Here is a 22,610-nt window from a genome sequence, read left to right on the forward strand (position 1 = left end):
ATTGTCGGGCTAGGGGTGCTGGCTGCTGACGGACACCGTCTCGCCCGTCATGTACGACGAATAGCCGCTGGCCAGGAAGACGATGACGTTGGCGATCTCCCAGGGTTCGGCGTACCGGCCGAAGGCCTCGCGGGCGGTGAGTTCGGCGAGGAGTTCCTCGCTGGTGACCTTCACCAGGTGCGGGTGCATGGCCAGGCTGGGGGCGACCGCGTTGACGCGTACGCCGAACTCCGCGGCTTCCAGGGCCGCACAGCGGGTCAGTGCCATGACCCCGGCCTTGGCGGCGGCGTAGTGGGCCTGGCCGGTCTGGGCGCGCCAGCCGACGACGGAGGCGTTGTTGACGACGACTCCGCCCGTGCGGGAGGCCCTGAAGGAGCGCAGGGCCGCGCGGGTGCAGCGGAAGGTGCCGTTCAGGGTGACGTCGAGGACGCGGGTCCACTGGTCGTCGGTCATGTCGACGAGGGCCGCGGTGCCGCCGAGTCCGGCGTTGTTGACGACGACGTCGAGCCGGCCGTGGGTCTGTTCGGCGAGCGTGAACAGGGCCCGGACCTGGTCCTCGTCGGTGACGTCGCAGGGCAGCGAGGTGACGCGGCCGGCTCCGAACTCGGCGGTGAGCGCGTCCTCGGTCTCCTTCAGCCGGCGGGCGTGGGCGTCGCCGATGACGACGCGGGCGCCCTCCTCCAGGAAGCGGCGGGCGGTGGCCCCGCCGATGCCGGCCCCGGCGGCGGCGGTGATGACGGCGGTGCGGTCCTGCAGCAGGTGGTGGCCGGGGGTGTACCGGGGCTCGTTCATGCGAACTCCTCGACGCTGCTCATGACCGTACGTTAACCTACCAAACACTTGTTAGGGAAGTGACGGCGTTCGAGGAGGCGGCCACCCGATGGACCTGACCGAGACGGCGGAGACGGCGGCCTTCCGGGCCGAGGCGCGCGCCTGGCTGGCCGACCACGTCCCCGCCGCCCCGCTGCCCTCGCTGGAGACGCGGGAGGGCTTCGCCGCGCACCGCGCGTGGGAGGCCCGGCTGCACGCGGACCGCTGGTCGGTGGTGTCCTGGCCGGAGGAGTACGGCGGCCGGGGCGTCGACCTCGCGCACTGGCTGGTCTTCGAGGAGGAGTACTGGGCGGCCGGCGCACCCGGCCGGGTCTCGCAGAACGGCATCAGCCTCCTCGCACCGACCCTCCTCGACCATGCCACGGCCGGGCAGCGGGCGCGCGTGCTGCCGCCGATGGCGAGCGGCGAGGTGATCTGGGCGCAGGCCTGGTCCGAGCCGGAGGCGGGCTCCGACCTGGCCTCGCTGACCTCGCGGGCGGTCCGGACGGAGGGCGGCTGGCTGCTGTCCGGGCAGAAGACCTGGTCCTCGCGCGCGGCGTTCGCCGACCGGGCCTTCGGCATCTTCCGCACCGACCCGGACACCCCGAAACCGCACCAGGGGCTGACGTACCTGATGTTCGACCTGCGGGCACCCGGGGTCACGGTGCGGCCCATCGGCCGCCTCGACGGCAAGCCCGCCTTCGCGGAACTCTTCCTCGACGAGGTCTTCGTACCGGACGAGGACGTGATCGGGGAGCCCGGGCAGGGCTGGCGGATCGCGATGTCGACCACCGGCAACGAACGCGGGCTGACCCTGCGCTCCCCCGGCCGGTTCCTGGCGGCGGCCGGCCGGCTGACCACACTGTGGCAGGCGCAGGGGGACCCGGCCGACACGGCACTGCGCGACCGGGTGGCCGACGCGGTGGTCGGGGCGCGCGCCTACGAGCTGTTCACCTGGGCCGCCGCCGCCCGGTTCGCCGCTGGCGGGGCGGCCGGCGCCGAGTCCAGCCTGAACAAGGTGTTCTGGTCGGAGTACGACATCGCCCTGCACGAAACGGCGCTGGACCTGCTGGGCGCGGACGCGGAACGCGCGGACGGGGAGTGGGCCGAGCCGTGGGTCTTCTCGCTGGCCGGGCCGATCTACGCGGGGACGAACGAGATCCAGCGCGACATCATCGCCGAGCGGCTGCTCGGCCTGCCGAAGGGCCGCCGCTGATGCGTTTCCTGCCGACCGACGAGCAGTCGGACTTCGCCCGTACGCTGCGCTCCCTGCTGGGCTCGGCGCAGGTCCCGGCGGTGGTACGGGCCTGGGCGGACGGCGAGCACGGGCCCGGCCACGAGCTGCGGTCGCGGCTGGCGGCGACGGGCCTGTTCGCGCTGGCCGCACCCGAGGCGTACGAGGGGGCCGGCCTGCTCCCGCCGGAGCTGTCGCTCGGCTTCGTGGAGCTGGGCCGGGCGGGGATGCCGGGGCCGGTGGTGGAGAGCGCCGCCGTGTCGGTGCTGCTGTCGGAGCTGGGGGACGAGGCCCTCGCCAAGCGGTTCCTGCCGGGCCTGGTCGCGGGCGAGGCCTGGGCCACACTGACGCTGCCGGGCGCCGGCGGCGGGAGCCCGTACGCCCTGGACGCGGACGCGGCGGCGCACTGCTTCGCCGTGTCGGCGGCGGGCGAGCTGCGGCTGGCCGCCCCCGGCGAGGTGCTGCGGTCGACGGACCCCGCCCGGCGGCTGTCGCGGCCCGCGGCGGCCGGGGGTGACGGGGGTTCCGGGGGTGACGGGGGTGAACTCCTCGCGGCGGGACCCGCGGTGGCGCGCGCGGCCGTCGTGGCCGGGCGGTGGGCCCGGCTGCTGACGGCGGCCCAGTGCCTGGGCGTCGGCGAGGCCCTGCTGGCACGGACGGTCGGGTACGTGAAGCAGCGCACCCAGTTCGGGGCGCCGATCGGCTCCTTCCAGGCGGTCAAGCACCGGCTGGCGGACACCCTCCTGGCCCTGGAGTTCGCCCGCCCGCTGCTGTGGGCGGCGGCGCTGTCGACGGCCCCCGGCGACGTGGCCGCGGCGAAGCTGCGCTGCGGCGAGGCGGCGTACCACGCGGCCATGACGGCGCTCAGGCTGCACGGCGCGGTCGGCTACACCGAGGAGCTGGACCTGTCGCTGTGGCTGCGCAAGGCACGCCCGCTGCGGGACGCCTGGGGCACACCGTCGGCCTGCCGGGCGGAGGTCATGCGGTCGGTCACACCCGGGTGACGTGGAGGCCGGCCACGTACCTCTCCTCGACCGTGCCGTCGGGGAAGAGCGGGGCCAGCCGCTCCCGTTCCGCGGCGACGTACTCGCGCGTGCCGGCCTCGCCCAGCATCAGGAAGGCGGAGTGGCTGGCGAGATTGGCCAGGTGCGCGTCCAGCGGGATGCGCCGGGACCAGCTCACGGAGCGGGTGGTGAACCCGCCGAGCCCGCGGGGCAGCGTACGGAAGCCGCTGCCCTCGGCCGCCCCGAAGAACTCCGCCAGGCGCGCCTCCTGCCCGGCGATCCAGGGCACGGTGAGGTCCGCGTCGTTCCACCAGATGCAGAGCGCACCGCCGGGGCGCAGCACACGGCGGACCTCGGGGACCGAGCGGGCCGGGTCGGTCCAGTGCCAGGCCTGGGCGTAGGTGAGGAGGTCGAACGCCCCGGTGGCCAGGGGCAGTCGGTCCCCGTCCCCGCGCACGACCGGGATCCCCGGGTGCGCCCGGCGAAGCTGTGCGGCCATCCCGTCCCCGGGCTCCACGGCCAGGACCTCGGCGCCGCGCTCGTGCAGCAGGGCGGTGGCGATCCCCGTGCCCGCGCCCACGTCCGCCACGCGCGCCCCGGCGAGCGGGCGCCCGGCCAGCTCCTCGACGGCGTCGAGGAGGGCCGGCGGGTAGCCGGGCCGGTGGGCGGCGTAGGAAGCGGCTGCGGCGTCGAAGGAACGGGCGCGTGTCGTCATGCGTCCATTGTTTTCGATCACACGTGTTCGCTCACACGTACCAGGCAACAAGATCGAGGTATCAGGACATGCGCAGGACCATCACCGCCATGACGCTGTGCGCCGCGGCGACGCTGCTGCTCACCGGCTGCGGAAGCGCGGACCCGAAGCCCGCTCCGGAGGGCGGGAAGCAGCAGCCGCAGCCCGCGGCCTCCCAGCAGCAGAACCAGGGCGGCCCCTCGTCGGCCCCGGCCGGCTCGGGCGGGGGCGCCAAGCACGAGGTGACCCTGGAGGTCGGCGGCACGGGCAAAACGGCTGTCATGTACAGCGGCATCGGCAGCGGCTTCGAGCCGCAGACCCTGCCGTGGACGAAGTCGGGTACCGCCGAACTGACCGCCGCGGAGCAGAAGGTGGGCTACCTGGTGAGCGTGGTCCCGGGCACGATCACGGGTGCCGACGGCAAGCTCCAGCAGGCCCCCTGCACCATCAAGGTCGACGGCAAGGTGGTCGCGGAGAGCGACGGCGTCACGAACGCCAAGGGCTGCTCCTACAAGATCAAGCACTAGCCGGCCGGCCTCTCGGGTCGTCGCGTCGTCAGGTCCGGGAGCGGCGCAGGGAGAACCGGACCAGGAGCGCGGTCTGGAGCAGGAGGAGGGTGCCGGTGCCGGCCGCCTGCCACAGCGGCCGGTCCGGGCGGCCGCCCGGGGCCCAGGCCGACCCGTCGGGGTCCACCGTCACCGTCAGCCGTGCGCCGACCGCGAGGTCGAGGGTGACCGGGCCGGGCAGGTCGCGGCCCGCCTCGGTGCGCAGGCGCAGCGACGGCGACAGGCCCGCGCCGTCCTGCACCATCGTCCGCTGCGCGACCACCGCGGTCTCCTCCCGGCCCCGGTCGTGCAGGACGTGCCGGTCCCAGCTGATGCCGCCGAGCACCGCGATCCCGACGGCGGTGAGCGCCACGGCGGTGCGGGCGACGAACTCGGCGTCGGTGCCGTGCGGTACGGCCGCACCGGCGACGAAGACGGCCAGCAGGACCGGGACCCAGAGCCCCTCCGGGCCACGCAGCAGCCAGATCGCACCCAACTCCACCGCCAGAAGCAGGCAGTTGCGCAGGACCGCGCCGGGCAGTCGCCGTATTCGATCAGCCATGGACACATCATGCCCGGGCCCGGAGGGCCTGGGGGTGCCCTGTCCGTCAGGCGGTCGTCATCCCGCCGTCGACGGTGAACTCGGCGCCCGTCACGTACGAGGAGGCGTCCGAGCAGAGGAAGAGGACGAGCTCGGCGACCTCCTCCGGCCGCCCGATCCGCCCCAGGGGCAGGTGCGAGAAGTCCCGGCTCTCGACCGCTCCGGCGACCATCGGGGTGTCGATGGCCCCGGGGTGCACCGAGTTCACCCGGATCCGGTCCCCGGCGAGATCGAGCGCCGCCGACCGGGTCAGTCCGCGCAGCCCGAACTTGGTGGAGCCGTAGGCGGCGTGGCCGGGTATCCCGACCAGTCCGGCGGTGGAGGAGACGTTGACGATCGAGCCGCCGCCGGCCGCCCGCAGGACGGGGGCGACCGCCTGGATGCCGAGGAAGGGCCCCAGCAGGTTGACGCGCAGCAGGGTCTCGAAGTCGTCGAGCCGCTGCTCCTCCACGTGCGCGGTGCGCCACAGGGCGGCATTGTTGACCAGCGCCGATACCGTGCCGAAGGCGCGGACCGCCTCGGTGACCACCGCCGCCCAGCTCGCCGGGTCGGCGACGTCGTGGCGTACGTAGAGCCCGTCGCCGCCCAGCTCGGCGGCGACGGCCCGGCCCTCGTCCTCCCGTACGTCGGTGACCACGACCCGCGCCCCGGCTTCCACGAAGAGCCGGGCCCCGGCGGCCCCCTGGCCACGCCCGGCGCCGGTGATGACGACAACCTTCCCGTCGAGCCCGGCACGCCCCATGGAGCCCCTCCCCTATATGACTACCAGTCATATCTCTAGCAGTCGTATACCTCGGGGGGAAGGGCGCCATGGGCGGGAGTGGGGTCAGTCGATCGACTTGCCGTTGTGCGTGCCGTCGACGCAGATCCACGAGTTCTTGGTGGACTCGTACTCCACGGTTCCGCCGCCGTCCGTGCACATCTGACCGTCGATCGCGACGGCAGCCTGTGCGGCGGGGGTCGTGACGCCGAGGGCGGCCAGTATGGCGGCGGCGATCAGCGCGAGCAGTCGTGTACGCATCCGAACCTCCAGTAGGGACGAGCGACACGGTCATCACCATCGTCACCCGGCCCCGCGTCCGGACCCCCGCACTGTTGCTCCATTCGGGTGATGGCCGTGCCCCGGTGATTCCGGGGGCGAGGCTCCCCCGGCGGCTGCCCCAGCGGCGGTCGCCTGGGCGCGGGCGCAGGCTGACGGCATGGATACCAAACCCAACGTGGTCGTAGGACCACCGGATGACGACGGCTTGCGGAAAGTCGTGATCGACGGCAAGAGCAAGGGCAAGGTGTGGAGCCACCACGAACTGCAGAAGGTCCTGCGCCGCGCCGGCGTGGATCCCAAGACCGACATCGAATGGCGCGGCGGAAACTGTACCGTGTGGCCGGCCCATTCCTGGGGACGCCGCATGACCGGTGCCGTCATGGCAGCCGGTTTCCTGGCAACGGCGGCCATGTGCGCCTGGATAGGGGTGAAGGACTCCCTCGACGCCCTTACCTTTGCCGGCCGGGTGACAGGATTCGTCTTCCTCTTCATGGCCGCCGTGGAATTGGTCGCCTTCGCGGCAGGATTCGACTACTGGCGAAAGCGCAAGATGCGGTACTCGGGTCCGGCCCTTCTTTTCGGGGCACTGATCGAACTCTTCGTCGCCCTGGTGCTGATCCTCATGTACTTCGCCAACAGGGGAAGGCCTGCGTACGCGCTGTGCCTGGTCCTCTGGGCAGGCCTGATGGTCTGCGCCTCGTGGTCCTTGTGGATGCTCTACCGACGCCGCGTGTGGAAGGCACTCCGCTATCCCGGCCGCATCGCGATCGGGGCGATCGTCTCCACCGTCCTCGTCGTCACCAACCTGGCGTACACGCAGATCTACCTCCCTTCCATCTCCCGCACGCTGGTGCAGGGCACGGCGGACATCGGAAGGCCGAGCCTGAACAAGGACGGGACGAAGATGTTCCTGCCAGTGCGTCTGCACCTCAAGAACTCCGGCGAGGTCCCCGTCCACATCCTCGGCAGCATCTACTGGATCCACCTCAAGCTCGCGAGCGATCCGAAGGACAGGGTCAAATTGCTCAAACCCGGTGAACTGGTCAAGCCGCCGGGGGAGGAACTGAGCCCCGGCGAGGAGATCGCGGCGGACGTGGTCGCCGAGATCGCGAAACCTGCGGACGCCAATTACGAAGCGGTCACGGCTCAGGTGGAGGCATACGCGTTCAGGCAGGACAGGATGAAATTGGATGTCAAATACGAGAGGTCGGGCAGATGGCGGGGAAAGCTGGAAAAGGAGGGGAAGGGCGATGACCCCCCGAGCCCCATCAAGGACCGCAAGGAGTATTTCCGATACCAGGCCCCTATATCCCAGAGCAGTGAGCTCCTGAATCTGACGCGTGGCCGGGAGCGCGTGACGGTTTGGTGGCTGTACCGCCCCCTTCCGGCCGTCTACGTCCATGTCGCGAGTCCCGATGACAAGAAGGTCCTCGACCTCAAGGACCCGACGCAGCAGAGGCAGGCCATCGACCGGTACGGCCTGGCCTTCGTGCGCGGCTCTCTGGCCCAGACGCCGTACCCGCAGCTCCTCAGAGAGGCCCAGGTGCGCCGCCCGAAGTGACCGGGGCCCGCGGCCGTCCCCGTACCCTCGCCCCATGACGAGCAGCGCCATCAGCCTCCGCAAGGTCGAGGAGTCGGCTCCGGCCCTCGTGAGCCTCTACAAGAGCGCCGGGATATCCCTGCGCAAGCACGGCATGGAGGGCGGACGTGCCGCCGTCTACCTGGTTCTGGACTACTCCGGGTCGATGCGCCCGTACTACCAGGACGGCAGCGTGCAGGCCCTCGCGGACCGGGTGCTGGGACTGTCCGCGCACCTGGACGACGACGGCAGCGTGCCGGTGATCTTCTTCTCCACCGAGGTCGACGCGGTGGAGGAGATCTCCCTGGCCGGGCACGAGGGCCGGGTCACCGAGATCGCGTCCCGCCTCGGCCACATGGGCAAGACCGCCTACCACGCGGCGATGGACGCGGTGATCGACCACTACCTCGACTCGGACTCCACGGCACCCGCCCTCGTCGTCTTCCAGACCGACGGCGGGCCGATCAGCAAACCGTTGGCCGAGAAGTACCTGTGCAAGGCGGCCCGGCTGCCACTCTTCTGGCAGTTCGTCGGCTTCGGCAACACCCGCAGCACGCAGTTCGACTTCCTGCGCCGGCTGGACGAGCTGCCCGTGCCCGCGAAGCGGGCCGTGGACAACGCGGGCTACTTCCACGCCGGTGAGGACCCCCGCGCGGTGCCGGACGGCGAACTGTACGACCGTCTCGTCGGCGAGTTCCCGGCCTGGCTGGCGGCGGCCCGCGGTGCGGGCATCGTGCGCGCCTGACCCCGGCCCGCCGGTGCCCGCGCTTTGATGGACGTATGACGCACACCAGCTGGGCAGTCTTCGAGCAGGCGGAACCGGATTTCGCGGCGGCCGTCCGGGCCCGTTTCGCGCAGTACCCGCACCACGTCCTGGCCACTCTGCGCAAGGACGGCTCTCCCCGGGTGGCGGGGCTGAATGTCGACATCCGGGGCGGGGAGCTGTGGCTCGGGATGATGGCCGGCTCGATGAAGGCCAGGGATCTCCAGCGCGACCCGCGTTTCGCCCTGCACACCAATCCGGGCGAGGGCGAGTCCATGCCGGACGGGGACGTACGGATCTCCGGGCGCGCGGTGGAGCTCGTCGACCCGCCGGAACTGCACCGGTACGCGGAGGAGACGGAGACCCCGCACCCCTTCCACCTCTTCTACGCGGACCTGACGGAGGTCGTCCACATCGGCGTCGAGGGCGACGACCTGGTGGTACGGACGTGGCTCCCGGAGCACGGGCTGCGCACCCAGCGCCGCGGCAACGACGACGAACCGCCGCGCGAGGACCCGGCGCCGACGGCCGGATGACCCTCCACGACCCCCTATGACGGGAGCGTGGCATTCATATGCGCGACCTGTAACGATCCCCCGGGTGGCGTGAATCCGATGCCACGCCGGGCATTCTGACCGCACCGGGCTGAACCCTTGTCAGCCGGCCGGCCGGTCGCTCGGCCGGACACCCAGCAGAGCCGCCACGGGGGATCGTGATGCACACCTACCGCCACCGCACGACAGCCGGACGTACCCGGACGCTCGCGTTCCTGAGCCTGACGGCCGCAGCGCTCCTCGCGACGACCACGGCCTGCGGGCCCGGATCCGATGACAAGGCGGGCGCCACGGCGGCTCCGAAGCCCTCCGGGTCCACGCCGGGAGCCGCCTCCGGGGCCCCCTCCCCCTCCCCTTCGGCCACCGCCTCCCCCGTGCCCCGGCCGGGCGAGGCGGAGGGCGAACCGGTGGGCAAGAACAACAACTGCTCCGACGAGTACGCCCACGTGTCCGTCGAGTGGGCCGTCCCGCCGACGAAGGACGACTCGAAGCTCCTGCTCACGGTGGTCAACACGGGCCCCAAGGCCTGTCTGCTGACCACCTACCCGGTGCTCCGGGTCAAGGACGGGCACGGCCGGCTGGTGGCCGTCTTCGAGAACAGCAAGCCCGAGACCCCGGTGGTCCTCGGCCCCGGCAAAGAGGCCTACGCGGGCCTGCTCGCCCGGCAGGGCGGCAAGGGAGCCGGCACGCGCACGACCGACCTCGCGCTCGCCCCGCACGGCCAGAGCCCCGAGGAGGACACGGGTGAGGGAATGCTCCTCCAACTGCCGTCCGGCGGGGTGTACATGGACGACAAGGCGCGCGTGACGTACTGGCAGAGCACCTCGGAGAACGCGGCGTCACCGCTGTTCAACCGCTGATCCGTGCCCGCCTGAGTACGCGTACTCAGGCGGGTGTCAGTACCGCCGGGTAGCGTCGCGCCTGTCCGACGGACGGACGGGAACGACATCCTGGGGGACGACATGAAGAAACGCACCGCAGCCCTGGCAGCCCTGGCCCCGGCCTTCGCCCTGGCCCTGACGGCCGCCCCGGCGCAAGCCGCCCCGGCGGGCGAGATCATCGGCTACCCGGGCCCCGACGGCCTGATCTGGATCGCCGACCAGGCCGGTTCCAGCGGCTTCGTCTCGGGCGGCCTCTCCTCCAGCCTGGACACGTTCATCACGTTCGGATGCGCCGGAGGCGGCAGCATCGAGGTGTCGTTCAAGCTCCAGGAGCACCCCGACCGCGACCCGGCCCCCTTCACCGTCGACTGCCCCGGCACGGACCCGACGGTCGTGACACTCCCCCTCGGCACCGGCCTGCACGGCGGCTTCACCGCCTGGGTGACCGCCTCGACCCCGACCACCCACTGGGGCGCCACGGTCACCCAGCCCGAGTAACCCGAACCAGCCCGCCGCCCGCCACTCCTGGTCAGGACGTGGCGGGCGCCGCGTCCATGCCCCGGCTCAGCCGCTGAGGGTCTTGAACCCCGCACGGGCCGACTTCCCGACCCCTTCGCCGCGGATGTGGAACTCGTCGGCCAGCGTCGTGACCAGCCACAGCCCCCGGCCTCGCTGGGCCTCGGGGCCGACTCGCTCCGCGACCGGACGGCCGGGGCCGCTGTCGCGCACCTCGATCCACAGCACCCCCTCGTCCAGCGACAGCCGCACGCAGAATTCACGTCCTTCCGGCACCCCGTGCAGCACGGCGTTCGCCGCCAGTTCGGAGACACAGAGGCGTATGTCGTCCCGACGCTCGGAAACCCCCCACTCCGCGAGTGCGTCACCTGCGAACTGCCGAGCAGCGCGAACCGAGGCGCGCGCCTGGGGAAACCGCTGCTGACGGCTGACGGGCACAGCCCCCAACCCCCTTCACCCTGAGCTTCCGAGGACACACAGAACGTATCGCTATTCGCGAAAAGCAGCAAGGTTCCAGGAGTGGGTTCCCTTGCCGGATTCACCTAACGTGGTCACGGACAGCGGGAATCGGGACGGGTGGGAGTCATCGTGAGTGGCAGCGGGTGGACCAGCACGTCGATGCCGTACCTGGCTCCTCGCGCGGCAGGGACGGGGGACGCGTGGGCCGAGGAGGCCGCCGGGGCGGGGCGCCGCGGCACCCAGCGCATCGTGCACGCGGGCGAGGCGGCGGCCACGGCCGGCGTCGCCTCGCTGCTCGGCCTGCCGGAGGGCAGCCCCGTGGTGGTGCGCCGCAGGCTCATCGAACTCGACGGCGAGCCGACCGAACTGACCGACACCTACTACCCCGTGGAGATCGCCGCTGGTACCGCGCTGGCGGCAACGGCGAAGATCCCCGGCGGCGCTGTGACCCTGCTGGCGGCTCTCGGACACACCGGGGTACGGGTCGTCGAGAACGTCACGGCCCGTACGCCGAACACCGAGGAGCGCACGCAACTCCGCCTCGACGCGGGCGAACCGGTCCTCCAGCTGGCCCGCACCACGTACGACGCTACGGGTCGGGCGATCCAGGCCGACGTGATGCTCATGCCATCCGGACGCCAGCAGTTGCAGTACGAGATCAGGATCGGATGACCGTGCCCAGCCATGAAGCAGACGGCGGCGACCCGCGGCCGCTCCACGCCCGCATCGCGGCCGATCTCCGCGAGGAGATCATGAACGGCGATCTCGCCGCAGGGGGCAATCTGCCGTCGACGGCGCAGTTGAAGACGCGCTTCGACGCGTCCAACGCCACCATTCAGAAGGCAGTTCACCTGCTCAAGGCCGAGGGGCTGGCCCTGGGGCGAGCCGGCGCTGCCGTGACCGTACGCGAGAACCGGCAGCGGACCGTGTACCCGGCGCGCTCGCTCGCCCCGGCCCCGGCTGGGGCCGCCCACCCGTGGCTGGCGGAGAGGGCGGAGGGGCACCCTGCCGCGCGCAGCACGCTGCTGTCCGTCGCGGAGGTCCGGGTGACCGGTGACGTGAGAGCGGCGCTCCGTCTTCCGGAGGGCGGTCCGGCCGTCTGCCGCCGCCAGTTGATCAGCATCGACGGGGAGCCGGCGGAGTTGGTGAGCTCGTACTATCCCGTGGACATCGCCCGCGGCACCGCACTCGCCGAACCCCGCAGGATCAGGGGCGGCACACCCACCCTGCTGCCGGAGCTCGGCCACCCGCCCCGCCGTAGCGTGGACCGGGTCTCGGCCCGCATCGCCACACAGGAGCAGTACGCGGCACTGCGCCTGCCCGGTGACCTGCCCGTCCTGCGCACGCTCCGCACGGTGTACGGCGACGGCGACCGGCCCATCGAAGTCACCGTCATGGTGAAGGCGGGCCACCTCTACGAGCTGTCCTACGAGTTCACGCCCGATGCCTGACCCCGAACACGCCACAGCGCCCGCCACCCCTGGTGGGGGACGTGGCGTGCGTGCCATCGGGGACGGCCCGAGCCCCGCACCCGACGGCCGGAGGGGGCTACACCGTCAGCGAGCGGACCGTCGGCCGAGCCGACGAGGGCCGGGCCCGTGAGGCGCCCCCACCCGCACACGTCGCCCACCGTCATGTGGCCGGTCCCGGTGCCGCCGACCCGCCACACGCCCGGTGGCAGATCCGGGTCGGGCGCAGGATCGTGGAAGGGTATGAGCAACTGAGGAGCACCGATGGAGCCACATCTGCTTCCGGTTGTCCTTCTGGCGGTGGTGGCCGCGTTCACTCTTTCCGCGTCGGCAGGGTTCGGGGGAAGCCTGATCCTCGTTCCCACTCTGGCCCTGCTCCTCGGTACCAAGTCCGGAGTGGCGCTGGCGGCCCTCCTCCTTGCCGCGAACAATCTGGTCAAGGTTTTCGCCTACCGGAAAACACTTCCGTACCGGAAGGCAACCGTAATCGTATTGCTGGTGGCAGCCGGCACATTCCTGGGTGCGAAGCTCCTGATTCTCGCACCCGAGCGCGCGGTGACGCTGGCGGTCATCGTCAGCTTCGTCGCAGCATTCCTGATCGAGTCACTCGGCTTCAAGCGCTCCCGGCGGCTGAGCGCACCCGTCATGGCCTTCGCCGCGGGCGCGACGTCAGGATTCAGCGGCACCTCGGGCCCCTTGAAGGGGCTTGCCGTCCGCGGGCTCGACCTCGACCGCTTCCATCTGGTCGGTGCGCTGTCCCTGGCCTCGCTCGCCGGCGACGCCACCAAGACGGCCGTCTGGACGGAGGCATCGCTACTGACAGGCAGTGACTACCTCGTGGCCCTGGTGTGCGTGCCCCTGATGTTCGCCGCAACGTTCCTCGGGCGGCGCTTCAACGCAAGGATCGGCGAACGCGGATACACGGGACTGTTCTGGACCGTGATGGCCGGCTACGCCGGACGGCTTCTGGCCGGTCTGTGAGATCGAACCTCTCCACCCTTCAATCACTTACCCGGGAAATTGAACGAACGACATATGAAGCGGAAAACGGATCGACTTTCACCAATACTGCATGCACTTGACATCTCTCCACACGAGACACCCAATGGATATGACAGCGGTCGGGGGAAATCGACCTGCCGAGAAATCCATTGGAGAACAGCGCGATTGAGGGGATGAAACATGTCGAATGCGAACCGCGGCACCGGCCCCGAGTACAGGGCGCAGGATGCCAAGCTCTCCCATGCCGGAGCAGCCCAGTCCCTCCCAGGCCCGGATGAGCCGGCGCCACAGGGCGAAACGGGCGCGAAGAAGCCGAAGCCGCCGACGGCCAAGCAGCTCGACGCGCGAGAGAAGAAGTTCACCCAGCGCCCACGCAAGCCGATGGGCCCCACACCCGACCAAGCGCCGGAGACCGTCCCCGACGAGTAGTCACCGAGGTCCGTGAACGCGGGCTCTCCGCCGCAGCTCTCCAAGGAGCGCACCAGCCATGGCGAACGTCAGCCTCATCCAGAACATCGGCCTCGTAGACCAGGCCACTGGCCAGCGGACAAGCACCATCAACGAGACGACCGTCGCGACGGCCAACAGCAACATCTTCGTCACCGGCAACTGGTTTGCCAGCAGCAGCACCACCAACGGCAAGAGCTGGACACAGGTGGACCCCTTCACCCTGCTTCCCCCGGCCGCCGACGGGTTCTGCTGCGACCAGGTCACCCTCTACGAACCCGTTCGGGACATCTGGATCTGGATCCTCCAGTACCTCGCCGTCCCGGGCGGGAACAATGTCTTCCGCGTCGCCGTCGCGCCTGGAGCGACCCCGAGCACATGGCACTGGTGGGACATCAGCCCCCGTGACGTCAATCCGGCGTGGACCGACCGGTGGTTCGACTACCCCGACGCAGCGGTCAGCAGCAACCACCTGTACCTCACGTTCAACCTGTTCGACCATACAGAGCCGAGGAACCGGTGGCGGGCCGCGGTGGCCTTCAAGATGCCGCTCGACCTGCTGCGCGCGGGCGCCGATCTGACGCACCAGTCGTTCACGACGACCAGCGTCGGGTCCCTGCGGCTCACCCAGGGGGCATCGGACAGCATGTTCTTCGCCGGCCACACAACGGGGACGAAGCTGCGCATCCATGGCTGGCCGGACTCCTCCAACACGGTGGGCTCGTTCGACGTCCAGCCCGGCCCGTGGAGTGCGGGTCCATATGTCTCGCGGGGGCCGGACGGGGCGAACTGGCTCGGACGCCCGGTCGACCCGCGGATCACGGGCGGCTGGATCACCGGGACCCGTGCGGGCTTCCTCTGGACCGCCGGCCCAAGGCCCGAGCGGCCCGTGCCGTACGTCAAGGCGGCGGTCGTCGACGTCACCACCCAACTGATGGTGGAGGAGCCCGACATCTGGAACACGGAGTCGGCCTTCGCCTATCCCGCGGCCTGCCCGAACGCGGCAGGGGTGGTCGGGGTGTCGCTGATGATCGGCGGCGGCCCCCGGCACCCCTCGCACGTCGTCGGCTTTCGCGACGGCGGCGAGTGGCGCCTGACCGTCGCCCGCGCCGGGACCGACGGACCGCCCGACGAAGCGTGGGGCGACTACCTCAGCTGCCGCCGACACCACCCGAACACCTCGGAATGGGTGGCCTCGGGCTACACCCTCCAGGGCGGCACCACCCGGCGCCACATCGAGCCGCAGTACGTACACTTCGGCATCGGCTGACGACGCGTCCCGCCCGACGGGTACAAAGAATCGCTGTACGTCAGCCCTTCTTGACCGCGCCAATGAACGAAGACCAGGCAGCGGCCGGGAACACCAGGACCGGACCGGTGTCGGCGAGCTTGCTGTCGCGCACCGGGACGGCGCCGGGGAGGTCGTCGGACACCTCGACGCAGCTGTTGCTCTCGGAGTTGCTGTACGAGGACTTTCGCCAGGACAGGCCGTTCACGTCTGCGCGCATGCCGCGTATTCCTCCGCCACCGACTCGATAAAGGTCAGGGACACTTCCGGCGACAGCGCAGCGGCCCTGGCCAGATCGTAGAGTTTCCAATGGCGCTGTACCAGGGCCGGATAGTCGAGCAACTGCCCCACGCGGGGCCCCTCCGTGTACACCACGTCGGGCGCATCCGCGAACTGCATGATGCTCACCAAAGACCCCAGGGCCCCTTGGGCGCCGGCCGAGAAGGGCACCACCTGTACGGTGATCCGATGGCCTCGGACGCAGGCGGAGATATGCCGCAGCTGCGCGGCCATCACGCCAGGTCCCCCGACCGCCGTCCGCAGTACCGCTTCGTGCAGAACGACCCACACCTCGGGGGTCGCCGGATCGTCGAGCAGGCCTGCGCGCTCCAGACGAGACGCGACGAGGCCGTCGACGTACTCGGCGAGCGCGGTGGGGTTGCCGCCCCGCATCACGGCCCGGGCGTAGTCCGCGGTCTGGAACAACCCGGGAACCAGAGTGGAGGCGTATTCGTAGATGGCCGTCGCCCGACGTTCCAGCTCGGCCGCTTCGGCGAAGTAGTCCTCGTACTTGGGCTTGAACGCCTTGGACAGGCGGGTGAAATAGTCCCCGGTGCCGAACACCCGGTCGATCAACTCCGCGATCTCCGGCCGGAGCCTCCGTGTGCCGCACTCCATCTGGCCGACGTACGCCCCGCTCGTGAAGATCCGCTCGCCCAGGCCCTCCTGGGTCAGCCCGGCGGCCTCGCGGTGGCGCCGGAGTTCCTCGCGGGCGAACTCCTCCGGCGTCTGCGCCGCGCCACCCTCGCCCTTCGGCTTGGCCATGCGACAACTCCCCGCTCCTACGGTCCCCTTGGCGGGCAGCAGCGTAGCCCTCACCACGACACCGGGGCAGCGGAACGCATTCATACGACCGCGGAACGCCACGGCGCCCGCCACCCCTGGTCGGGGACGTGGCGGGCGCCGTGTCGGGTGTTCCGTACGCCGTTGTACGGACCGTATGAGGGGTCCCGCCTTTCGCGAGGCGGGGGCGCTTGCCGGGTCGGCCCGGCCCGCACCGCCGGTCGGAGGCCGGCGCAGCCGGGCGAAGCCCGGGAGGCCGCCCCACGGCCGAACGGTGCGAGGACGGCGTCCGGGAGGGCTACACCGTCAGCGAGCGGTCCGTCGGCTTGACCGGGTACGGGAGGGTGCTGCTGCCGGTCAGGAAGCGGTCCACGCCGCGGGCGGCCGAGCGGCCCTCCGCGATGGCCCAGACGATGAGCGACTGGCCGCGGCCCGCGTCGCCGGCGACGAAGACGCCGTCGACATTGGTCGCGTAGGAGGCGTCGCGGTCGATGTTGCCGCGGGCGTCCAGCTCCACGCCGAACTGCTGGACCAGGCCGTTCGCCTGGTCGGTGCCCGTGAAGCCCATCGCCAGGGTCACCAGCTGCGCGGGGAGGACGCGCTCGGTGCCGGGCTTCTGGACGAGCTTGCCGTCGACGAACTCGACCTCGACCAGGTGGAGGGCCTTGACGTTGCCGTCCTCGTCGCCCTCGAAGTGGGTGGTGGAGACGGAGTAGACCCGCTCGCCGCCCTCCTCGTGGGCCGAGGTGACCTTGTAGAGCATCGGGAAGGTCGGCCACGGCTGGTTGGCGCTGCGCTCCTCGCCCGGCTTCGGCATGATCTCCAGCTGCGTGACCGAGGCCGCGCCCTGGCGGTGGGCGGTGCCCACGCAGTCCGCGCCGGTGTCGCCGCCGCCGATGACGACCACGTGCTTGCCCTCGGCCGTGATCGGCGGGGCCAGGAAGTCGCCCTCCTGGACCTTGTTCGCGAGCGGCAGGTACTCCATCGCGAAGTGGATGCCGTTCAGCTCGCGGCCCGGGACCGGCAGGTCGCGCGAGACGGTGGCACCGGCCGCGACGACCACCGCGTCGAACCGCTTGCGCAGGTCGGTCGCCGTGATGTCACGGCCGACCTCGATGCCGGTGCGGAACTTGGTGCCCTCCGCGCGCATCTGCTCGATGCGGCGGTTGATGTGCACCTTCTCCATCTTGAACTCGGGGATGCCGTAGCGCAGCAGGCCGCCGATGCGGTCGGCGCGCTCGTACACGACCACGGTGTGGCCGGCCCGGGTCAGCTGCTGGGCGGCGGCCAGGCCGGCCGGGCCCGAGCCGATCACGGCGACGGTCTTGCCGGACAGGCGCTCGGGGGCCTGCGGGGTGACGTCCCCGTTGTCCCACGCCTTGTCGATGATCGAGACCTCGACGTTCTTGATGGTGACGGCCGGCTGGTTGATGCCGAGCACGCACGCCGACTCGCACGGGGCCGGGCACAGGCGGCCCGTGAACTCCGGGAAGTTGTTCGTCGCGTGCAGCCGCTCCGACGCCGCCGCCCAGTCGTCGCGGTAGGCGTAGTCGTTCCACTCGGGGATCAGGTTCCCCAGCGGGCAGCCGTTGTGGCAGAACGGGATGCCGCAGTCCATGCAGCGGCCGGCCTGCTTGCTGATGATCGGCAGCAGCGAGCCCGGGACGTAGACCTCGTTCCAGTCCTTCAGCCGGTCGGCGACGGGACGGGAGCAGGCGGTCTCGCGGGTGGTGGTGAGGAAGCCCTTCGGGTCAGCCATGGGTCGCCGCCTCCATCATCTTCTCCGTGGTCTCGGATTCCGAGAGTCCGGCGAGCTCAGCGGCGTCCTTGGCGGCGAGCACTGCCTTGTACGTGGTCGGGATGATCTTGCTGAAGCGGTCCACCGCGGTGGACCAGTCGGCCAGGAGCTTCGCGGCCACGGTCGAGCCGGTCTCCTCCTCGTGGCGGCGCACCACATCGTGCAGCCACTGCTTGTCGGTGTCGGACAGGGCCTCGACCGCGCCCGCGTTGCCGACGTTGACGTTGTTCGGGTCGAGGTCGATGACGTACGCGACGCCACCCGACATGCCGGCCGCGAAGTTGCGGCCCGTCTCGCCCAGGACGACCGCCGTGCCGCCGGTCATGTACTCGCAGCCGTGGTCGCCCACGCCCTCCGAGACGACCAGGGCACCGGAGTTGCGGACGCAGAAGCGTTCGCCGGTGCGGCCGCGCAGGAACATCTCGCCGCCGGTGGCTCCGTAGCCGATGGTGTTGCCGGCGATGGTGGAGTACTCGGCGAGGTGGTCGGCGGCGCGGTCCGGGCGGACCACGATGCGGCCGCCGGAGAGGCCCTTGCCGACGTAGTCGTTGGCGTCGCCCTCCAGGCGGAGGGTGATGCCCTTCGGGACGAAGGCGCCGAAGGACTGGCCGGCCGAGCCCGTGAAGGTCAGGTCGATGGTGTTGTCGGGCAGGCCCGCACCGCCGAACTTCTTGGTGACGTGGTGGCCGAGCATCGTACCGACGGTCCGGTTGATGTTCCGGATGGCGACCTGGGCGCGGACCGGCTGGGCCGCCTCCGCGGTCTCGGCGTTCAGCGCGTCGGCCGCGAGCTCGATCAGCTCGTTGTCGAGGGCCTTCTCCAGACCGTGGTCCTGCTCGATCAGGGCGTGGCGGACCGCGCCCTCGGGCAGCTCGGGCACGTAGAAGAGCGGCTCCAGGTCGAGACCCTGCGCCTTCCAGTGCGAGACGGCCTTGGTGGTGTCGAGGAGCTCGGCGTGGCCGACGGCCTCCTCGATCGTACGGAAGCCCAGCTCGGCGAGGAGCTCACGCACCTCCTCCGCGATGAACTCGAAGAAGTTCACGACGAATTCGGGCTTGCCGGAGAAGCGGTCCCGCAGGACCGGGTTCTGCGTGGCGATGCCGACCGGGCAGGTGTCCAGGTGGCAGACGCGCATCATGACGCAGCCGGAGACGACGAGCGGCGCGGTCGCGAAACCGAACTCCTCGGCGCCGAGCAGCGCGGCGATGACGACGTCGCGGCCGGTCTTGAGCTGGCCGTCGGTCTGGACGACGATGCGGTCGCGCAGGCCGTTGAGCAGCAGGGTCTGCTGGGTCTCGGCGAGGCCGAGCTCCCAGGGGCCGCCCGCGTGCTTGAGCGAGGTGAGCGGGGAGGCGCCCGTACCGCCGTCGTGGCCGGAGATCAGGACGACGTCCGCGTGGGCCTTGGAGACGCCCGCCGCGACCGTGCCGACGCCGACTTCGGAGACCAGCTTCACGTGGATGCGGGCGACCGGGTTGGCGTTCTTGAGGTCGTGGATGAGCTGGGCGAGGTCCTCGATGGAGTAGATGTCGTGGTGCGGCGGCGGGGAGATCAGGCCGACGCCGGGCGTCGAGTGACGCGTCTTGGCGACCCACGGGTAGACCTTGTGGCCGGGCAGCTGGCCGCCCTCGCCGGGCTTGGCGCCCTGCGCCATCTTGATCTGGATGTCGTCCGCGTTGACCAGGTACTCGCTCGTGACACCGAAGCGGCCGGAGGCGACCTGCTTGATGGAGGAGCGGCGCGCCGGGTCGTACAGGCGCTCCGGGTCCTCGCCGCCCTCACCGGTGTTGGACTTGGCGCCCAGCTGGTTCATGGCGATGGCGAGGGTCTCGTGCGCCTCCTTGGAGATGGAGCCGTACGACATGGCGCCGGTGGAGAAGCGCTTGACGATCTCGGAGACCGGCTCGACCTCGTCGACGGAGATCGACGGGCGGTCGGACTTGAAGCCGAAGAGGCCGCGGAGCGTCATCAGGCGCTCGGACTGCTCGTTCACACGGTCCGTGTACTGCCGGAAGATGTCGTACCGGCGGTTGCGCGTGGCGTGCTGGAGGCGGAAGACCGTCTCCGGGTCGAACAGGTGCGGCTCGCCCTCGCGGCGCCACTGGTACTCGCCGCCGATCTCCAGCGCGCGGTGCGTCGCGGTGACGCCGGAGGCCGGGTACGCCTTGGCGTGGCGGGCGGCCACCTCCTTGGCGATGACGTCCAGGCCGGCGCCGCCGATCTTGGTGGCGGTGCCGTTGAAGTAGGTCTCGACGAACTCGTCGTTCAGGCCGACGGCCTCGAAGACCTGGGCGCCGCGGTAGGAGGCGACGGTGGAGATGCCCATCTTGGACATGACCTTCAGCACGCCCTTGCCGAGCGCGTAGATCAGGTTCCTGATGGCCTGCTCGGGCTCGATGCCCTCGATGAACGTACCGGCGCGCAGCAGGTCCTCGACGGACTCCATGGCGAGGTACGGGTTGACCGCGGCGGCGCCGTAGCCGATGAGCAGGGCGACGTGGTGGACCTCGCGGACGTCGCCGGCCTCGACGAGGAGGCCCACCTGGGTGCGCTGCTTGGTGGCGATGAGGTGGTGGTGCACGGCGGCGGTGAGCAGCAGCGACGGGATCGGCGCGTGCTCGGCGTCCGAGTGGCGGTCCGAGAGGACGATCAGGCGGGCGCCGTTGGCGATGGCCGCGTCGGCTTCGGCGCGGATCTCCTCGATGCGCGCGGCGAGTGCGTCGCCGCCGCCGGAGACCCGGTAGAGGCCCGACAGGGTGGCGGCCTTCATGCCGGGCATGTCGCCGTCGGCGTTGATGTGGATGAGCTTGGCCAGCTCGTCGTTGTCGATCACCGGGAAGGGCAGGGTGACGCTGCGGCAGGACGCGGCGGTCGGCTCCAGCAGGTTGGACTGCGGGCCGATCGAGGACAGCAGCGAGGTGACGAGCTCCTCGCGGATGGCGTCCAGCGGCGGGTTGGTGACCTGGGCGAACAGCTGGGTGAAGTAGTCGAAGAGCAGCCGGGGGCGCTCGGACAGGGCCGCGATCGGGGAGTCCGTGCCCATGGAGCCGAGCGGCTCGCCGCCGGTACGGGCCATCGGCGCGAGGATGACGCGCAGCTCTTCCTCGGTGTAGCCGAAGGTCTGCTGGCGGCGGGTGACCGAGGCGTGCGTGTGCACGATGTGCTCGCGCTCGGGCAGGTCCGTCAGCTCGATCTCGCCGGTCTCCAGCCATTCGGCGTACGGGGCGGCGGAGGCGAGCTCGTTCTTGATCTCGTCGTCCTCGACGATCCGCTTCTGGGCGGTGTCGACGAGGAACATCTTGCCGGGCTGCAGGCGGCCCTTGCGGACGACCTTGGCCGGGTCGATGTCGAGGACGCCGACCTCGGAGCCGAGGACGACGAGGCCGTCGTCGGTGACCCAGTAGCGGCCGGGGCGCAGGCCGTTGCGGTCGAGGACCGCGCCGACCTGGGTGCCGTCGGTGAAGGTGACGCAGGCGGGACCGTCCCAGGGCTCCATCAGCGTGGAGTGGTACTGGTAGAAGGCGCGGCGGGCCGGGTCCATGGAGGTGTGGTTCTCCCACGCCTCCGGGATCATCATCAGCACGCTGTGCGGCAGCGACCGGCCGCCGAGGTGGAGCAGCTCCAGGACCTCGTCGAAGGAGGCCGAGTCGGAGGCGTCCGGGGTACAGATCGGGAAGATGCGGTCGAGCGCGGCGTCACCGAAGACGGTGGACGCGAGCTGGGACTCGCGGGCCTTCATCCAGTTCCGGTTGCCCTTGACCGTGTTGATCTCGCCGTTGTGCGCGACGAAGCGGTACGGGTGGGCCAGCGGCCAGGACGGGAAGGTGTTGGTGGAGAAGCGCGAGTGGACCAGGGCGAGCGCCGAGGCGAAGCGGCGGTCGGAGAGGTCCGGGAAGAAGGGCTCCAGCTGGCCGGTGGTCAGCATGCCCTTGTAGACGATGGTGCGGGCGGAGAGCGACGGGAAGTACACGCCGGCCTCGCGCTCGGCGCGCTTGCGCAGCACGAATGCCTTGCGGTCCAGCTCGATGCCGGTGCTTCCGTTGCTCACGAAGAGCTGGCGGAAGGCGGGCATGGTGGCGCGGGCGCCATTGCCGAGCAGGTCGGGGGTGACCGGGACCTCGCGCCAGCCGAGGACCGTGAGGTTCTCCTCGGCGGCGATGGCCTCGATCTGCTCCGCGGCGACGGCCTGTGCGGTGCCGTCGGCGGGGAGGAAGGCGATGCCGACGGCGTAGGCGCCGGCCTCGGGGAGCTCGAATCCGGCGACCTCGCGCAGGAAGGCGTCCGGCACCTGGGACAGGATTCCCGCGCCGTCGCCGGAGTCCGGCTCGGAGCCGGTGGCGCCACGGTGCTCGAGGTTCCGCAGAACGGTCAGGGCCTGCTCAACGAGGGTGTGGGTGGCCTCGCCGGTGAGGTTCGCCACGAATCCGACGCCGCAGGCGTCCTTCTCGTTGCGCGGGTCGTACATGCCCTGCTGGGCGGGGCGACCGTCCATGGGCGACCAGGCGGTGTTCAGGCCGGTCGCGGAGTGCGTGGATGCGGAACGCATCGGCTCTCCCGTCGTCGTCGTGGCATATGTGCATAGCCGAGGGACGACGTTGGCCCTCTGCGAAATTTCGTGCAGATTACATGATGACGACAATCCCGAGAAGCGGATATGCCATTCCAGCATGCGGACACTGCGCGAGGCAGAAAGAGGGGACTTTCGCGCCGCCGTACGGGCGGACAGCGGGGTGGCGCTGGGCGGTCCCGGCGTGTTCCCGCGCATCCCCGCGTAGTGCGTGGGGCGAAGGTCCCGGTACAGGGCGAGCATCGTTGCCCGCCCG

At 70.8% G+C, this 22,610-nt stretch carries 23 protein-coding genes; 13 read left to right on the plus strand and 10 right to left on the minus strand.

From position 1 onward, the window contains the following. Positions 1-9: 9 nt before the first annotated feature. Entirely contained in the window at positions 10-792 is a 783-nt protein-coding gene (locus NRK68_RS09055; RefSeq protein WP_257855550.1) for an SDR family oxidoreductase, read from the minus strand. Positions 793-880: 88 nt separating this feature from the next. Here NRK68_RS09055 and NRK68_RS09060 point away from each other — a divergent pair, with 88 nt between their 5' ends. Both NRK68_RS09060 and NRK68_RS09065 read left to right on the plus strand, forming a co-directional pair. Then, positions 881-2,026, plus strand: a complete 1,146-nt coding sequence (locus tag NRK68_RS09060) for an acyl-CoA dehydrogenase family protein (RefSeq protein WP_183064965.1) — start codon at positions 881-883, stop codon at positions 2,024-2,026. Next, positions 2,026-3,048: an acyl-CoA dehydrogenase family protein gene (locus tag NRK68_RS09065; protein WP_257855551.1), complete on the plus strand. Its 1,023-nt coding sequence runs from the start codon at positions 2,026-2,028 to the stop codon at positions 3,046-3,048. The genes NRK68_RS09060 and NRK68_RS09065 overlap by 1 nt, the downstream gene beginning before the upstream one ends. On the opposite strand, the gene NRK68_RS09070 is transcribed toward NRK68_RS09065, so the two are convergent. Further along, complete coding sequence (locus NRK68_RS09070; RefSeq protein WP_183064967.1) at positions 3,035-3,763, minus strand: class I SAM-dependent methyltransferase; 729 nt, start codon at positions 3,761-3,763, stop codon at positions 3,035-3,037. The two genes, NRK68_RS09065 and NRK68_RS09070, sit on opposite strands and share 14 nt — an antisense overlap. Positions 3,764-3,831: 68 nt before the next feature. On the opposite strand from NRK68_RS09070, the gene NRK68_RS09075 reads away from it, so the two are divergent. Beyond that, positions 3,832-4,308: a hypothetical protein gene (locus tag NRK68_RS09075; protein ID WP_183064968.1), complete on the plus strand. Its 477-nt coding sequence runs from the start codon at positions 3,832-3,834 to the stop codon at positions 4,306-4,308. Between the two features lie 28 nt (positions 4,309-4,336). Here the strand turns inward: NRK68_RS09075 and NRK68_RS09080 are convergent, their stop codons facing one another. From NRK68_RS09080 to NRK68_RS09090, 3 genes are all read right to left on the minus strand, one after another. After that, positions 4,337-4,888, minus strand: a complete 552-nt coding sequence (locus NRK68_RS09080) for a hypothetical protein (RefSeq protein WP_257855552.1) — start codon at positions 4,886-4,888, stop codon at positions 4,337-4,339. Positions 4,889-4,934: 46 nt separating this feature from the next. Continuing rightward, a complete protein-coding gene (locus NRK68_RS09085) occupies positions 4,935-5,669 on the minus strand; it encodes a glucose 1-dehydrogenase (RefSeq protein ID WP_183064970.1) in 735 nt (244 codons plus the stop codon). Positions 5,670-5,753: 84 nt separating this feature from the next. After that, positions 5,754-5,948: a hypothetical protein gene (locus tag NRK68_RS09090; RefSeq protein WP_257855553.1), complete on the minus strand. Its 195-nt coding sequence runs from the start codon at positions 5,946-5,948 to the stop codon at positions 5,754-5,756. Positions 5,949-6,126: 178 nt separating this feature from the next. Between NRK68_RS09090 and NRK68_RS09095 the strand changes: the two genes are divergently transcribed. The 5 genes from NRK68_RS09095 (at position 6,127) to NRK68_RS09115 (ending at position 10,244) form a co-directional block, all read left to right on the plus strand. Next, a complete protein-coding gene (locus NRK68_RS09095) occupies positions 6,127-7,530 on the plus strand; it encodes an MFS transporter (RefSeq protein WP_257855554.1) in 1,404 nt (467 codons plus the stop codon). Positions 7,531-7,564: 34 nt separating this feature from the next. Continuing rightward, positions 7,565-8,293 (plus strand): vWA domain-containing protein, encoded by a 729-nt coding sequence (locus NRK68_RS09100; RefSeq protein WP_257855555.1) that lies wholly within the window; start codon positions 7,565-7,567, stop codon positions 8,291-8,293. Between the two features lie 35 nt (positions 8,294-8,328). Then, positions 8,329-8,847 (plus strand): pyridoxamine 5'-phosphate oxidase family protein, encoded by a 519-nt coding sequence (locus NRK68_RS09105; RefSeq protein ID WP_257855556.1) that lies wholly within the window; start codon positions 8,329-8,331, stop codon positions 8,845-8,847. A gap of 179 nt (positions 8,848-9,026) precedes the next feature. Beyond that, positions 9,027-9,725 carry a DUF4232 domain-containing protein gene (locus NRK68_RS09110; protein WP_257855557.1) on the plus strand — a complete coding sequence of 233 codons (699 nt, stop codon included), beginning with the start codon at positions 9,027-9,029 and terminating at the stop codon, positions 9,723-9,725. Positions 9,726-9,827: 102 nt separating this feature from the next. After that, positions 9,828-10,244 carry a hypothetical protein gene (locus tag NRK68_RS09115; protein WP_257855558.1) on the plus strand — a complete coding sequence of 139 codons (417 nt, stop codon included), beginning with the start codon at positions 9,828-9,830 and terminating at the stop codon, positions 10,242-10,244. A gap of 66 nt (positions 10,245-10,310) precedes the next feature. On the opposite strand, the gene NRK68_RS09120 is transcribed toward NRK68_RS09115, so the two are convergent. Then, the gene (locus NRK68_RS09120) at positions 10,311-10,700 is read right to left on the minus strand and encodes an ATP-binding protein (protein WP_257855559.1); all 390 of its coding nucleotides are present in this window, start codon (positions 10,698-10,700) and stop codon (positions 10,311-10,313) included. Positions 10,701-10,850: 150 nt separating this feature from the next. Between NRK68_RS09120 and NRK68_RS09125 the strand changes: the two genes are divergently transcribed. From NRK68_RS09125 to NRK68_RS09145, 5 genes are all read left to right on the plus strand, one after another. Beyond that, a complete protein-coding gene (locus tag NRK68_RS09125; protein WP_257855560.1) occupies positions 10,851-11,393 on the plus strand; it encodes a GntR family transcriptional regulator in 543 nt (180 codons plus the stop codon). Then, positions 11,390-12,172 carry a GntR family transcriptional regulator gene (locus NRK68_RS09130; protein WP_257855561.1) on the plus strand — a complete coding sequence of 261 codons (783 nt, stop codon included), beginning with the start codon at positions 11,390-11,392 and terminating at the stop codon, positions 12,170-12,172. The genes NRK68_RS09125 and NRK68_RS09130 overlap by 4 nt, the downstream gene beginning before the upstream one ends. 282 nt (positions 12,173-12,454) lie before the next feature. After that, entirely contained in the window at positions 12,455-13,171 is a 717-nt protein-coding gene (locus tag NRK68_RS09135; protein WP_257855562.1) for a sulfite exporter TauE/SafE family protein, read from the plus strand. Between the two features lie 201 nt (positions 13,172-13,372). Further along, on the plus strand, positions 13,373-13,621 hold the full coding sequence (locus NRK68_RS09140; protein WP_257855563.1) for a hypothetical protein: 249 nt from the start codon (positions 13,373-13,375) through the stop codon (positions 13,619-13,621). A gap of 58 nt (positions 13,622-13,679) precedes the next feature. Then, a complete protein-coding gene (locus tag NRK68_RS09145) occupies positions 13,680-14,909 on the plus strand; it encodes a hypothetical protein (RefSeq protein WP_257855564.1) in 1,230 nt (409 codons plus the stop codon). A gap of 40 nt (positions 14,910-14,949) precedes the next feature. On the opposite strand, the gene NRK68_RS09150 is transcribed toward NRK68_RS09145, so the two are convergent. The 4 genes from NRK68_RS09150 to gltB form a co-directional block, all read right to left on the minus strand. Then, positions 14,950-15,147 (minus strand): DUF397 domain-containing protein, encoded by a 198-nt coding sequence (locus NRK68_RS09150; RefSeq protein WP_257855565.1) that lies wholly within the window; start codon positions 15,145-15,147, stop codon positions 14,950-14,952. Further along, entirely contained in the window at positions 15,132-15,971 is an 840-nt protein-coding gene (locus NRK68_RS09155; RefSeq protein ID WP_257855566.1) for a helix-turn-helix domain-containing protein, read from the minus strand. The genes NRK68_RS09150 and NRK68_RS09155 overlap by 16 nt, the downstream gene beginning before the upstream one ends. Positions 15,972-16,287: 316 nt before the next feature. Further along, positions 16,288-17,748 carry a glutamate synthase subunit beta gene (locus tag NRK68_RS09160; RefSeq protein ID WP_183064979.1) on the minus strand — a complete coding sequence of 487 codons (1,461 nt, stop codon included), beginning with the start codon at positions 17,746-17,748 and terminating at the stop codon, positions 16,288-16,290. Next, positions 17,741-22,279, minus strand: a complete 4,539-nt coding sequence (gene gltB / locus NRK68_RS09165) for a glutamate synthase large subunit (protein ID WP_257857808.1) — start codon at positions 22,277-22,279, stop codon at positions 17,741-17,743. Before gltB ends, NRK68_RS09160 begins: the two co-directional genes overlap by 8 nt. Between the last annotated feature and the right edge of the window lie 331 nt (positions 22,280-22,610).

This window comes from Streptomyces yangpuensis (assembly GCF_024666385.1).
Lineage (GTDB): Bacteria > Actinomycetota > Actinomycetes > Streptomycetales > Streptomycetaceae > Streptomyces > Streptomyces yangpuensis.